The 15,049-nt window shown below is 52.5% G+C and carries 9 protein-coding genes; 6 read left to right on the plus strand and 3 right to left on the minus strand.

Annotated elements, in window-relative coordinates; genetic code table 11:
* Positions 1-28: 28 nt before the first annotated feature.
* Positions 29-1,522 carry a ribosome biogenesis GTPase Der gene (gene der / locus BZG84_RS08435; RefSeq protein WP_069590670.1) on the plus strand — a complete coding sequence of 498 codons (1,494 nt, stop codon included), beginning with the start codon at positions 29-31 and terminating at the stop codon, positions 1,520-1,522.
* A gap of 402 nt (positions 1,523-1,924) precedes the next feature.
* Here the strand turns inward: der and xseA are convergent, their stop codons facing one another.
* Positions 1,925-3,289, minus strand: a complete 1,365-nt coding sequence (gene xseA, locus BZG84_RS08440; RefSeq protein WP_077478937.1) for an exodeoxyribonuclease VII large subunit — start codon at positions 3,287-3,289, stop codon at positions 1,925-1,927.
* Between the two features lie 247 nt (positions 3,290-3,536).
* On the opposite strand from xseA, the gene guaB reads away from it, so the two are divergent.
* The 4 genes from guaB to tadA all read left to right on the plus strand — a co-directional run bounded on the left by guaB (position 3,537) and on the right by tadA (position 9,124).
* Positions 3,537-5,000 (plus strand): IMP dehydrogenase, encoded by a 1,464-nt coding sequence (gene guaB, locus BZG84_RS08445; protein WP_069590671.1) that lies wholly within the window; start codon positions 3,537-3,539, stop codon positions 4,998-5,000.
* A 95-nt stretch (positions 5,001-5,095) separates the two neighbouring features.
* Positions 5,096-6,673, plus strand: a complete 1,578-nt coding sequence (gene guaA, locus BZG84_RS08450; RefSeq protein WP_077458366.1) for a glutamine-hydrolyzing GMP synthase — start codon at positions 5,096-5,098, stop codon at positions 6,671-6,673.
* 337 nt (positions 6,674-7,010) lie between these two features.
* A complete protein-coding gene (locus BZG84_RS08455) occupies positions 7,011-8,507 on the plus strand; it encodes an AbgT family transporter (RefSeq protein ID WP_101494777.1) in 1,497 nt (498 codons plus the stop codon).
* A 98-nt stretch (positions 8,508-8,605) separates the two neighbouring features.
* Positions 8,606-9,124: a tRNA adenosine(34) deaminase TadA gene (tadA, locus tag BZG84_RS08460; protein ID WP_077478916.1), complete on the plus strand. Its 519-nt coding sequence runs from the start codon at positions 8,606-8,608 to the stop codon at positions 9,122-9,124.
* Here tadA and BZG84_RS16385 read toward each other — a convergent pair.
* Both BZG84_RS16385 and mltF read right to left on the minus strand, forming a co-directional pair.
* Entirely contained in the window at positions 9,121-9,282 is a 162-nt protein-coding gene (locus BZG84_RS16385) for a hypothetical protein (RefSeq protein ID WP_167314748.1), read from the minus strand. The genes tadA and BZG84_RS16385 overlap by 4 nt on opposite strands.
* Positions 9,283-9,289: 7 nt before the next feature.
* Entirely contained in the window at positions 9,290-10,759 is a 1,470-nt protein-coding gene (gene mltF, locus BZG84_RS08465) for a membrane-bound lytic murein transglycosylase MltF (protein WP_241825769.1), read from the minus strand.
* Positions 10,760-11,122: 363 nt separating this feature from the next.
* On the opposite strand from mltF, the gene purL reads away from it, so the two are divergent.
* Complete coding sequence (gene purL, locus BZG84_RS08470; protein ID WP_077478917.1) at positions 11,123-15,013, plus strand: phosphoribosylformylglycinamidine synthase; 3,891 nt, start codon at positions 11,123-11,125, stop codon at positions 15,011-15,013.
* Positions 15,014-15,049 lie beyond the last annotated feature (36 nt).

A 15,049-nucleotide genomic window follows, 5' to 3' on the forward strand; every position in this document is an offset into this window, starting at 1 on the left:
ATAAGAGAATGAAAGAGAAGAGGTCTACATGATTCCTGTTATTGCCCTTGTAGGGCGCCCGAACGTAGGGAAATCGACGCTCTTTAATCGTCTAACCCGCACGCGTGATGCGCTAGTAGCGGACTTTCCGGGACTGACCAGGGATCGAAAATACGGTAAAGCGATGCTAGGTGAACACGAGTTCATCGTTATCGATACCGGCGGTATTGATGGCACCGAGGAAGGCGTAGAAACCAAAATGGCCGAGCAGTCTTTGGCCGCCATTGAAGAAGCGGACGTTGTCCTGTTTATGGTTGATGGTCGTGTGGGTTTAACCCCGGCCGACCAAGAGATTGCGCAGCATATTCGCACCCGTGAAAAAACATCTTTCTTGGTGGTTAATAAGGTCGACGGGATGGATCCGGACACCGCCGCATCTGACTTTTGGCAACTAGGCATGGACAACATGTACCAAATTGCGGCCGCACATGGTCGCGGTGTAAGTACCTTGATCAACCGTGCGCTGATGCCGTTCGCGGAACAAGCCAAAGAAGACCAAGAAGCTGGTTTGGTTGATCTCACCGGTGAGGATGATATCGAGCCGGTAGACGAAACCACCATGACCGAAGAGGAAGCGGAAAACGAGTACGCCCGCCTCCAAGCCCAGCCGATTAAAATCGGGATTATTGGCCGTCCAAATGTGGGTAAATCGACCCTAACCAACCGCATGCTCGGCGAGGAGCGCGTGGTGGTTTACGATATGCCAGGCACCACACGCGACTCTATCTACATTCCTATGGAGCGTGATGGACGCGAATACGTGATGATTGACACCGCCGGTGTACGACGTCGTAAGCGCGTGACGGATAAAGTCGAGAAGTTCTCGGTTATCCAAACCCTTAAAGCGATTGAAGACGCCAATGTGGTGTTGCTGGTGATTGATGCGCGCGAAAACATCTCTGACCAAGACTTAAGCCTGCTGGGTTTTGCCTTGAATGCCGGACGCTCTATTGTGCTAGCGGTCAACAAGTGGGATGGATTGGATAGCGAAGTGAAAGAGCGTGTCAAATCAGAGCTCGACCGCCGTCTGGGTTTTGTCGACTTTGCGCGTGTTCACTTTATATCTGCCCTGCACGGTACGGGTGTGGGTCACTTGTTTGAGTCGATTCAAGAAGCCTATGAGTCAGCGACCAAGCGTGTAGGCACGTCGATGCTGACGCGTATTATGAAGATGGCGCAGGACGACCACCAACCGCCGATGATTCGAGGACGCCGAGTGAAGCTGAAATATGCACACGCCGGGGGCTATAACCCGCCGATTGTGGTAATTCACGGTAACTTGGTCAATGAACTTCCGGACTCCTACAAGCGCTATTTAATGAACTACTATCGCCGGACGCTCGATATTATGGGCACTCCGATTAAGATCCAGTTCCAGAATAGTGAAAACCCGTATGAAGGGAAGAAAGAGAAGCTGACGCTTTCTCAGTCCAGACAGCGCAAGCGCTTGATGGACATGGTGAAAAACCGAAACAAAAAGTAATCACTTGCCCAGCCATCGCGCTGGGCTTTTTTTGATCTTTCTTACCGCTCTATGATCCTTTTCATGATCTTTTGCGGAAATAAAGTGATCTAAATCACATTAAAATGCAGGTTACAGTCAGTGAAACGATCCGCTGTCATACCGCGCTAGGCGGGTTTTTGAGCGGTGAGAATTCAACCATCACCTGACGCTATTCTCTTTTCATTAATTCTGGATCACGTCCAAAATATGCACCTAAATAGTTTTTTATATCGCTTAAAATCCAAATGCAGAACATGTAACTTATGCTTTCGGGAAGTGTATTGATAAATATTCTTTTTAGGGTAGGAAGCTGATCAAGGGGCATTAACCCCTCGATCAGGCGATCACAATCAGATCAGAGAGAAGTCGGTTGTACAGAGGTTAATCCTGTGCGGGGGAGACAGAAGCCGGTGTCAGCGCGGTGACCGTACTTGTGATGTCACCCTCACGCAGATGGGTATGTAATGTTTGACCCACGCTAAGCTGATCGGTCTGGGTCACCACCTTGCCATCGCCCGTACGCGTGATGGAATAACCTCGGGTTAGGGTAGCCAGTGGGCTAACGGCATCTAAAGTTGCCATCAGGGTATGCAGCCGCTGTTGTGCGTGCTGCAAGTGAGCGTCCATGGCGTGATTAAGACGCTGCTCAAGCTGGCTCACATGCCCTTGCTGGCGATGAATGGTGTGGATTGGCGTTGCACGCTGCAATCGGCCGTCCAACTGGCTACATTGCGCCTGAGCACGACGAATTTTAGTCATCATCGCTTGTTGCATGCGCCGTTGTAGCTCATCCAATCGCTGGCTTTGCTGTTGTAAGCGTGTGCGCGGATGCTGGTGGGACAAACGGTGCGACAATTGAGTGAGATGCCGTTGCTGACGATAAAGCACATCGGCCATCGCGCGACTGAGTGCTTGCTCGCGTTGCTGATATTGCTGAAGCCGATAACTCAGATCGCGGCTAACCAGCTCCGCAGCGGCTGAAGGGGTTGGAGCGCGCATGTCAGCGACAAAATCAGCAATGGTTACATCCACTTCATGACCCACCGCACTGACGATAGGAATCGTGCTGGCAGCGATAGTACGGGCGACGATTTCCTCATTAAAACACCAGAGATCTTCTAGCGACCCCCCGCCACGACCGACAATCAAAACATCGCACTCTGCACGGCTATTGGCACGACCAATGGCTTGCGCGATGCTGACCGCGGCATCGCGCCCTTGCACCAGCGTAGGATAAATGACCACGGGCAGGCTAGGATCGCGTCGCTTGAGTACATGCAGAATATCATGCAAGGCAGCGCCGGTTTTGGAGGTAATAATACCAATACGGCGTGGTTGAGCGGGTAACGGCTTTTTCTCGCTTTGAGCAAAAAGCCCTTCGGCTGCAAGCGCCTGCTTACGTTGCTCAAACTCTTGCTGTAACCGGCCATCCCCTTCAGGTTGCATACTTTCGAGGATCAACTGATAGTCACCGCGTGGCTCATACAAGGACACTCGGGCGCGGACTAACACTTGGTCGCCATTTTTCGGTTTGAAGGTAACACGACGGTTGTTACCGCGGAACATGGCACATTTCACTTGGCTTTGGTTATCTTTCAGCGATAAATACCAATGCCCTGAGACTGCGGCGGTAAAATTGGAAATTTCCCCGCTTAACCAGACAATGCCGATATCGCGCTCAAGACACAGCCGAACTTCGGCATTCAGCCGAGATACCGTCAAAATGTTGCGATTGTTTGTGCTCACGTCGCCAACCTTTTTCATTCACCTGCACGCATACTACCTGTCTGCTTTGAGGATGCCAATTGCTAAGCGTATGCCGTGTGTGAGCGGGCGTTTTCACCCGAAGTGATTGAATATTAAGCGCCTAAAATCAAAGACACCAATAAATGAAAATTCTCAGTAAAAACCTGTAGCCAAACGTTTGCGCTATACGTATAATGCTGCGGCAATATTTTGTTCCCCTTCACAAATTTTGGTGTGAGATATTGCAATGCTGAGAATCGCGAAAGAAGCGCTAACCTTTGACGATGTACTCCTCGTCCCTGCCCATTCCACTGTTCTTCCGAACACTGCGGATCTGCGAACCCAACTGACTCGCTCTATTAGCCTGAACATCCCTGTTTTATCAGCGGCGATGGATACGGTGACAGAAGCCCGTCTGGCGATTGCACTTGCGCAAGAAGGTGGCCTTGGTTTTATCCACAAAAACATGACCATTGAACAGCAAGCTGAGCAAGTTCGCTTGGTTAAAATTTACGAAGCGGGCATGGTCACAAATCCTGTGACAGTGACGCCAGAAATGACCATTGCGGATGTGAAAGCACTCACCGAACGCAACGGTTTCGCCGGCTATCCAGTGGTTAACGCGCAAAAAGAGCTTGTCGGTATTATCACCGGTCGTGATGTGCGTTTTGTGTCTGATTTGAGCAAGCGTGTTGATGAAGTGATGACGCCGAAGTCGCGCTTAGCCACGGTGCAAGAAGGTGCGGATCGAGAGCAAGTTCAGCAAATGATGCAGCAGCACCGCGTGGAAAAAATCTTGGTCGTCAATCAAGACCACCACCTAAGCGGCATGATCACCGCAAAAGACTTCCAGAAAGCAGAAAGCAAACCAAACGCCTGTAAAGACGAGCAAGGCCGTCTGCGCGTGGGTGCCGCCGTCGGTGCTGGCGCAGGTAATGAAGAGCGTGTTGCCGCCTTGGTGGAAGCCGGTGTCGACGTTCTTTTGATTGACTCATCACACGGCCATTCTGAAGGTGTGCTGCAACGCATTCGTGATACACGCGCCGCGTATCCAAACCTGCAAATCGTAGGGGGTAACGTTGCCACGGCAGACGGTGCTCGTGCTCTGATTGAAGCTGGTGTTGATGCCGTTAAAGTGGGAATTGGCCCAGGGTCGATTTGTACCACCCGTATTGTGACCGGGGTTGGCGTACCACAAATCACAGCCATCAGTGATGCAGCAGCCGTCGCGCAAGAATATGGCATTCCGGTCATTGCTGACGGTGGCATTCGCTTCTCGGGCGATATGTGTAAAGCGATTGCCGCTGGCGCATCCTGCGTGATGGTTGGCTCCATGCTGGCAGGGACGGAAGAATCACCGGGTGAAGTTGAGCTTTACCAAGGCCGCGCGTACAAATCGTACCGTGGTATGGGATCGGTGGGCGCGATGTCAAAAGGCTCATCTGACCGTTATTTCCAAAGCGACAATGCTGCCGACAAATTGGTCCCAGAAGGCATTGAAGGCCGCGTAGATTACAAAGGCATGATGAAAGAAATCATCCACCAACAAATGGGTGGTTTGCGTTCATGCATGGGTCTGACGGGCTCTGCCACCATCAACGATTTACGCACCAAGGCGCAATTTGTTCGCGTGACTGGCGCGGGCATGAAAGAGTCACACGCTCACGATGTGACCATCACCAAAGAAGCGCCTAACTATCGCCTCGGATAATGTATGGCGGTGTGGCTTAAGGGCCACACCGCTTTCTATTCGTCCAAGAGGGCTGACAACGCCCCTTTGTTCCACTTAATTGAGAAAGCCAGATAATGACCAAAAACATTCATGCTCAACGTATTTTGATCCTCGACTTTGGCTCCCAGTACACGCAACTGATCGCACGTCGTGTCCGTGAAATCGGTGTGTATTGTGAGTTGTGGAGCTGGGATGTAGAAGAGCAAGATATTCGTGATTTTGCCCCTGATGGCATCATCCTTTCCGGTGGCCCTGAAAGTGTCGCTGAAGCTGGCTCACCGCGTGCGCCTGAGTATGTCTTTAATGCTGGCGTGCCGGTGCTTGGCGTATGCTACGGTATGCAAACCATGGCTGAGCAACTGGGCGGTAAAGTGGCCGGCTCTGAGCACCGCGAATTTGGTTATGCCCAAGTTAAGCGTGTTGCCAACAGTGCTTTGTTTGATGGTATTGAAGATGCGATCGCCGAAGATGGCACCGCGCTATTGGATGTGTGGATGAGCCACGGTGATAAAGTGGTCGCTATCCCAGAAGATTTCGTCAAAATCGCTGAAACCGACACCTGTCCGTTTGCGGCGATGGCTAACGAAGAGAAGCGCTTCTACGGCGTACAGTTCCACCCGGAAGTCACGCATACTCGCCAAGGCAAACGCATGCTAGAGCAGTTTGTGATGAACATCTGTGGTTGTGAGCGCCTATGGACTCCTGCATCTATCATCGAAGATGCGGTTGAGCGTATTCGCGAGCAAGTCGGTGATGATGAAGTGATCCTTGGCCTATCTGGTGGCGTTGATTCCTCAGTAGTGGCAATGCTGGTTCACCGCGCGATTGGCGACAAGCTCACGTGCGTATTTGTGGATAACGGCCTGCTACGCCTTAACGAAGGCGAGCAAGTACTGGAAATGTTTGGTGACCACTTCGGCCTCAACATTGTCCACGTCAATGCCGAAGACCGCTTCCTTGACGCGCTGAAAGGCGAAGCTGACCCTGAAGCTAAGCGTAAAATCATTGGCCGCGTGTTTGTTGAAGTATTCGACGAGCAAGCCACCAAAATGAAAAACGCCAAATGGTTGGCGCAAGGCACCATCTATCCGGATGTGATTGAATCAGCAGCCTCGAAAACCGGTAAAGCACACGTGATTAAATCGCACCACAATGTGGGCGGTCTTCCGGAAGAAATGAAAATGGGCTTGGTTGAACCACTCAAAGAGCTGTTCAAAGACGAAGTCCGTAAGATTGGCCTTGAGCTAGGCCTGCCTTACAACATGCTTTACCGCCACCCATTCCCAGGGCCTGGTCTTGGCGTGCGTGTACTGGGCGAGATCCAAAAAGAATACTGTGACCTTCTACGTCGCGCCGATGCAATCTTTATCGAAGAACTGCGCAACGCCGATTTGTACGACAAAGTCTCACAAGCGTTTGCGGTTTTCTTACCGGTACGTTCTGTTGGTGTAATGGGCGATGGCCGTAAATACGATTGGATCATTGCCTTGCGTGCTGTCGAAACCATCGACTTTATGACCGCGCACTGGGCACACCTGCCATACGATTTTCTTGGCAAAGTGTCGAACCGCATTATCAACGAAGTCGACGGCATCTCCCGCGTGGTTTACGACGTCTCCGGCAAACCGCCTGCGACGATTGAGTGGGAATAATCGTTTGAGAAAGTAAAACGTCAGATTAACGACATAAAGCCCATGCCTAGCGTGGGCTTTTTTGTTTCTAAATGTTTCAAGGTTATCCCTTCACTGCGGTTTTTTGTGCTGAAAAGCAAATATATCTGATGGTTAACATTTTGCTAACAGGTTGATGTGTAGCTAACTATGCTGATTTTTGCTTTACTGGGGCCGATATTTCATTAATTTGTCATTAAAGGCAGCGCCAGGGCATGTGCTGTGGCGACATTGAAACAATATGGAGTGAGCTGTGAGCAGTCAACTTAGTCAGTCAGCGGATGCTGACGGCCCGCGAGGGTTAGACCGGTTTTTAAATATGATTGAGCGGGCAGGAAACCGTATTCCTGATCCGGCACTGTTGTTTTTCTGGGGCTTGATTACCGTTTGGGTACTGTCGGCCATTTTATCGCAAGTTGAGTTCGATGCCGTTCACCCGCTGACGGGGAATGCGGTGCAAGTGAACAACCTACTGACTGGCGATGCGCTCGCACACTTTCTAGCCAATATGGTTAGCACTTTTACTGGTTTTGCGCCGCTGGGCATTGTTTTGGTTGCGATGTTAGGGGTGGGCGTGGCCGATCAGTCAGGCTTTATCACCACCGGCCTCAAGAAAATGTTGAGTGTGACACCGAAGCAAGCACTTACGCCGATGCTGATTTTGGTGGCGATCGTGTCACACACAGCGGCGGATGCAGGCTATGTGCTGGTGATCCCATTAGGCGGGATTATCTTCCATGCTGCGGGACGCCATCCACTGGCGGGGATTGCCGCTGCGTTTGCTGGTGTCTCGGGTGGGTTTTCAGCGAACTTCATTCCGTCTGGCATTGATCCTTTGCTGGCAGGCTTTACCGAATCAGCCGCTCACGTATTGGATGATACCTATCAGGTGAATCCACTCGCGAACCTCTACTTTACCGGCTTGTCATCAATTTTGATTGTGGCATTGGGCTGGTTTGTGACCGAGAAAATCATTGAGCCGCGCCTTAGCCGCACGCCGATTGATGAGGATGCTGAAGACGCCCCCGATCTTGGCTCATTCACGGCGATTGAAGGTAAAGCGTTTAACCGCGCAGGCTTGGCTATGTTGGTGGGAATTGCTGCGCTTGTTGCTGCTGCTTGGCCGGAAACATCGCCACTTCGCTCTCCGTCAGGGGAACTGACTGCATTTGATGCGCCGATTATGCAATCAATCGTACCGCTGATTTTTGTGCTCTTTATTATTCCGGGCATTGTCTACGGCAAAACCGCAGGTACCTTTAAAACCAGCCAAGACGTAATCAAATCCATGTCGGATACCATGGCGACTATGGGTGCGTACATGGTGATGGCGTTCTTCTGCGCGCAATTTTTGGCTGCATTTACCCAATCCAACATTGGTACCTTGTTAGCGCTCAACGGCGCTGAGTTGCTGCAATCGATGAAATTGCCGGGTGAAATGACGATTGTGGGTATGATCCTGCTGACCGCCATGGTCAACTTGCTGATCGGGTCGGCATCGGCAAAATGGGGACTGATTGGGCCGATTCTCGTGCCAATGCTGATGGTTGTCGGTATTTCTCCTGAATTGTCGCAAGCGGCGTATCGTGTGGGTGACTCCGTCTCTAACATTATTTCGCCATTGATGGTGTTCTTCCCGCTAGTGGTGGTGTATTGCCAGCGCTATGTGAAATCGACCGGGATTGGCACTGTGGCTTCGTTAATGATCCCATACTCCATCACTATGCTGGTGGGCTGGACGCTTTTCCTTCTGGCTTATTGGGCGGTTGGGTTACCGTTGGGCATTCAAGCAAGCTATCAATACTTGGTTCAATAACGCGTTCCAATGTGACGATAGACAAGCCGGCCTTCGAGCCGGCTTATTTGTGTCGTATACTTGGCGCCATCTCAATGGGTGAAGTTACAGGGTTTTGAATGAGCGAGTTGCAAACGCCATCAAACGAGCACGAAAAATACATGCGCCACGCCATGACGCTAGCGGAAAAAGCCGAGCAAGAGGGTGAGGTGCCGGTCGGGGCTGTGGTGGTATACCAAGGGGAGATTGTCGGGACCGGATGGAACCGTTCAATTACCCAACATGATGCCTCTGCGCATGCGGAAATCATGGCACTGCGCCAAGCAGGTCAAGTGCTGGGGAACTATCGCCTGATTGATGCTGACTTGTATGTCACTTTAGAGCCTTGTCCGATGTGTGCTGCAGCTATGGTGCATAGCCGTATTCGCAACGTGTATTTTGGCGCCTCCGACCCTAAAACCGGTGCGGCAGGGTCGGTGATGAACTTGCTCAGTTACGAGGGCGTGAACCATCATGTGGCATCACAAGGGGGAGTGCTTGAAGATGCTTGCCGTGAGCAGCTTCAGGCGTTTTTCCGTCGTCGCCGAGCCGAAAAAAAAGCCGCTAAAAAAGCGGCTCGAGGGCAGGGCGAGGATTAAAATGCATCGTCAAAGGCGGCGAACTCGCGGATGGCAAACGTACGTTGTCGCCAAAGCACTTTCTTGTGCATATTTTGACGCATGCGCTTACGCCGGTTAGCGGCGGAAATCGTGTTTTTACGGAAGTTACTTCTCACGAGCCGTTTTCTCGGAACCATACTGCCCTCATTGCTGTTGCTGGTTAGCGTCGCTTTGTGGTGACGTTTCGTCAGTGTCTGTGACGGTTTCAGACTCTTGCTCAGGCGCTGGCGCGACAATGGTTTGTAGGCCGCCTAAGTCTTCAACCTGCTCATTGTCGAGCGCTTCAATGTGCGCTTTTTCATAGCCTAGAATACTTTGATAATAACGGCGGATATTTTCGACGTAACTTAACGCTTCGTATCCACGCGCATAGCCGTAGCGTGTTTGGGTATAGTATTGGCGCTTGGCGAGCATGGGCAGACGCTTTTTCACATCACTCCACGAGTTAGGGTTGGCCCCTTGTGCCTCCGTGAGGCGGCGTGCATCCATCATGTGGCCAAAGCCGATATTGTACGAGGCGAGGGCGAACCAAATACGCTCATGCGGGTTCACGCTATCAGGTACGCGTTCTAATACTCGTTGCAGATAAAGGGCGCCGCCTTTAATGCTTTGCTCGGGATCAAGGCGGTTACGTACGCCGACAGATTTCGCGGTCGGTAAGGTCAGCATCATCATGCCGCGCACACCAGTCGGTGAAATAGCGCGAGGGTTCCAATGTGATTCTTGATAAGACAGGGCGGCGAGCAAACGCCAGTCAAATTCATTGGCGTACTTTTTAAATAGCGGCTCCCACTTGGGCAGTTTGCTCTCAATCGCGCGCAAAAAGGCGCGGGTATCGACGTAATCAAACTGATCCACGTGACCAAAATATTTCTCTTCTAAAATCGCCAGTTCACCGCTTTGGGCGAGATCACCAAAAAATTCCACCATTAAGGCGTAAGCGCTGCTATCGCCTTGCTTTTTCATAAACCAAGCTACGGGCTCGTCTTCGCTCAGTTCCATCGCGACCGTGATATCAGGGTGTGTGCGTTGGATCAGCGCAATATCGACGGAGTCGGCAATGGTAAAGTCGATGTCACCATTCGCGACTTGTTTGAGGAGTTCGTCGTCATCGGCATCTTGGACGACTTGCCAAGACAGTGCGGGATGGGCTTTTTTCAGTGATTGCAGTGTTAAGTCATGACTGGAGCCTTCAACCACTGCCATCACAGCATCATCTCGGTTGAAGTCGTCGACATCACGCGGTCGCCAGTGGCCGTTTTTATACACTACTTGCTGGCTGACAAAATAGTACGCAGGACCGGGGCGAAAGGCGTCAAGACGTTGCGGTGTGATGGTCAGACCCGCGGCAATAATATCGACATCGCCACGTTCTAGTGCTGGAAAGAGGCCAGAAAGCGTATAGGTGGGCGTCATTTCCAATTTCACGCCCAGCTTGTCGGCAAAGCGCTTGGCTAGATCATAATCTAGGCCGGTTGGGCCATTGGGACCGATGTAATAAGAAAGCTGGTTGTTGAGTGTGCCCACTCGTAGCACACCGCGATCGCGGATTTTTTCGAGGGTCGTCCGATCATCAAAATGCCAATCACAGCCCGCCAAAGGCAGGGTTAGCAGCACAAGGGCCACGCAGGCAATCCAAGATGGCAGAGTAAATCGACGCTGTCTCAAAGGCTGTTGCTCTTGTTGCGGGCCGGCGTGAAGACACAGGCCGTGATCAATGGACCCTCCATTCTACGTGAATAGGCGTCCGACCGATAGAGGGGAAATTTTTTGCGCAAACGGTTGCGTCAGGTGTGTTGCCCGCGAAGATTTTCCCCTATAATGGCCGCCGCTTGCTTAAAAGGCCAGCAAAAAATGGGCGTGAACCTGCGGACAGCAAAGGCTGCCAGTGTGAGTGGTGATACCCAAGTTTACATGTCAACGCGTGTTAATTTGGGTATACCCCTTTCACTAACTGCTAACGAGAGACGTACGCACATGGATATTTTGCGTGGTTCCCCCGCACTGTCTGAGTTTCGTGTCAATAAACTGCTGGCTAGCTGTCAAGCGCATCAGTTGCCAGTCACGGCACTGTATGCTGAGTTTATTCACTTCGCTGATTTGCATCACCCCTTGGATAGCGCGAGTCGCGAAAAGCTCGAAAAGTTGCTGACTTACGGGCCCACTTTACCGCCGCATGCGCCTGAAGGGACGTTGTTTCTCGTTACGCCTCGTCCCGGCACCTTGTCGCCGTGGTCATCCAAGGCAACCGATATTGCCCATAACTGCGGCTTGGATGCGGTGAAGCGCTTGGAGCGCGGTACAGCGTACTATATTCAGTTATCTGCGCCTTTGACCAAAGAACAACACGCAACCTTAATCGGATTGTTGCACGATCGGATGATGGAAGCTGTGTTCGATGAGCTTGAGGCCGCCGCGGTGCTGTTTGAGCAAGCGGAACCTGCGCCGATGCATAGCGTAGACATTCTCTCCGGTGGCCGAGCCGCCTTAGTTGAGGCGAACCAAGCCTTAGGGTTGGCACTGGCAGAAGACGAAATTGACTATCTGGTCGAGAACTTCACCCAGCTGGGGCGTAACCCAAACGACATCGAACTGATGATGTTTGCGCAAGCTAACTCAGAGCATTGCCGACACAAGATCTTTAACGCCGACTGGACTATTGATGGTCAAAAACAGCCTAAGTCGCTGTTTAAAATGATCAAAAACACCTATGAGCAAACCCCAGATAACGTGCTGTCGGCGTATAAAGACAACGCAGCCGTGATGACGGGCTCAAGCGTTGGGCGCTTTTTCCCCAGCCCTGACAGCCACACTTATCAATATCACCATGAGCCGGCTCATATTTTGATGAAGGTGGAAACCCACAACCATCCTACCGCGATTTCACCGTGGCCAGGCGCGGCAACAGGCTCTGGCGGTGAGATTCGTGATGAGGGGGCAACCGGTGTCGGAGGCAAACCCAAAGCAGGATTGGTCGGTTTTTCCGTCTCTAACCTCAAAATTCCGGGCTTTATTCAGCCGTGGGAGCGAGATTATGGCAAGCCTGAGCGCATTGCTACTGCGCTCGATATTATGCTGGAAGGCCCGCTAGGCGGCGCGGCGTTTAACAACGAATTTGGCCGACCTAACTTGCTGGGTTATTTCCGCACCTATGAGCAATTGGTGACCTCGCATGCCGGTGAGGAAGTGCGTGGCTATCACAAACCCATCATGATCGCCGGTGGAATGGGTAACATCCGCGACGGCCATGTGCAAAAAGGTGAGATAGATGTGGGCGCTAAACTGATTGTGTTAGGTGGCCCGGCGATGAACATCGGCCTTGGCGGCGGGGCGGCATCGTCGATGGCATCAGGCCAGTCGGCGGAAGACTTAGACTTTGCCTCGGTACAGCGTGAGAACCCAGAAATGGAGCGTCGCTGCCAAGAAGTGATTGATCGTTGCTGGCAACTTGGCGACAACAACCCGATTGCCTTTATCCACGATGTGGGCGCGGGTGGCTTGTCCAATGCCATGCCAGAGCTGGTCGATGATGGCGGCCGCGGTGGACGCTTTAATTTGCGTGACATTCCAAATGACGAGCCGGGAATGAGTCCGCTTGCCATTTGGTGTAACGAGTCACAAGAGCGTTATGTCTTGGCGGTGAAACCCGAAAATATGGCGCTTTTCGAAGCCTTGTGCGAGCGTGAACGGGCGCCATACGCAGTGATTGGTGAGGCGACCGATGCGCGTCACCTGTCGCTTGAAGACAGCCACTTCAACAATACCCCTATCGACATGCCGATGGATATCTTGCTGGGTAAAGCGCCCAAAATGCACCGGGATGTGACGCGTCAGCAAGTGACAGGTGTTGCGCTTAACACCCAAGGCATTGAGCTGGATGAAGCCTGTGAGCGTGTTTTACGCTTGCCGGCGGTGGCGGAGAAAACCTTCTTGATCACTATCGGTGACCGTTCGGTGACCGGATTGGTTGCGCGTGACCAAATGGTCGGCCCTTGGCAGGTACCCGTCGCTAACTGTGCGGTGACGGCGGCCAGCTATGACAGTTATCACGGCGAAGCGATGGCGATGGGTGAGCGTACCCCAGCTGCCTTGCTTGACTTTGCTGCCTCTGCCCGTATGGCGGTGGGAGAAGCACTCACCAATATTGCCTGTGCCGATATTGGTAGCCTGACTAACATTAAACTGTCTGCGAACTGGATGTCCGCGGCAGGTCATCCGGGCGAAGACGCCGGCTTGTACGAAGCGGTTAAAGCCGTTGGCGAGGAGCTGTGTCCTGAGCTGTCACTGACCATTCCGGTGGGTAAAGACTCGATGTCGATGAAAACCCAGTGGCAGCAAGACGGTGAAAATAAAACCGTCACCGCGCCGATGTCGCTGATTATCACCGCCTTTGGCCGCGTGGAAGATGTGCGTCGTACCGTGACCCCACAACTGCGTACCGATAAAGGTGATAGCCACTTGATTGCGATTGACCTCGGTGAGGGCGCGCAGCGTCTGGGCGCAACCGCGTTGGCTCAGGTTTACCACCAATTGGGCGATAAGCCTGCCGATGTCACCAGCAGCGCCCGCCTAAAAGGCTTTTTCAATGCGATGCAAACCTTGGTAGCAGAGCAAAAGCTACTGGCGTATCACGACCGAGCCGATGGCGGACTGTTCGTTACCTTGGCGGAAATGGCGTTTGCCGGTCATACCGGTATTGACGTGGATATCGCCCGTTTAGGCGACGATGCCTTGTCGGTACTGTTTAACGAAGAACTGGGCGCGGTGATCCAAGTGGCAGCGCAAGATCTCGAGCGTGTTAATGCGGTGTTGGATGAACATCAATTAACCGCATGCAGTCACTTGATTGGCGGCTTAAGCGATAGCGATGAGATTATCTTGCGTCATGGTGAGGCGCCTATCTATCAAGCCAGTCGCCAGCACCTGCGTCAGATTTGGGCTGAAACCACCTACCAAATGCAAGCGCGTCGCGATAATCCGGACTGTGCTCGCCAAGAGTTTGACGCCAAGCAGGCGGCCGATCCTGGGTTGCACGCTAGCCTGAGCTTTGACGTGCATGAAGATATTGCTGCGCCGTATATCGCCACCGGTCAACAACCGACGATGGCTATTTTGCGTGAGCAAGGCGTGAACTCACATGTGGAAATGGCAGCTGCCTTCGATCGCGCTGGATTTAACGCCGTGGACGTTCATATGAGCGACATTCTCTCAGGACGCGTCAGTTTGGACGGTTTCCAAGGGCTGGTGGCTTGTGGTGGTTTCTCTTACGGTGACGTGTTGGGCGCCGGTGAAGGTTGGGCGAAATCGATTTTGTTTAACAGCCGCGCGCGCGATCAATTTAGTGCCTTCTTTATGCGTGAAGACACCTTAGCACTTGGTGTGTGCAATGGCTGCCAAATGCTATCGAACCTGCATGAACTGATCCCAGGCGCCGCACACTGGCCACGATTTGTTCGTAATGAGTCGGAGCGCTTTGAAGCGCGCTTTAGCATGGTGGAAGTGCAATCAAGCCCATCCGCCTTCTTTGCTGGGATGGCAGGGTCACGGATGCCCATTGCGGTATCGCATGGTGAGGGACGCGTTGAGGTGCGTGATGCTGAGCATTTGGCGGCCATTGAGGCGTCCGGCACTGTGGCGCTGCGTTACACCGATAATCACGGCCAGCCAACACAAGCGTATCCGGCCAACCCGAACGGCTCACCGAATGGCATTACCGCGCTGACCACTGAGTCGGGCCGCGTCACCATTATGATGCCTCACCCTGAGCGGGTATTCCGTACGGTCGCTAACTCTTGGCACCCTGATGATTGGGGCGAAGACAGTGCGTGGATGCGCATGTTCCGCAACGCGCGGGTCACACTGGGATAAGCCTTATACCAATCAAAGCCGCCAATCTATGGCGGC

This window comes from Salinivibrio sp. PR932, assembly GCF_001996125.1.
Classification (GTDB): Bacteria; Pseudomonadota; Gammaproteobacteria; order Enterobacterales; family Vibrionaceae; genus Salinivibrio; species Salinivibrio proteolyticus.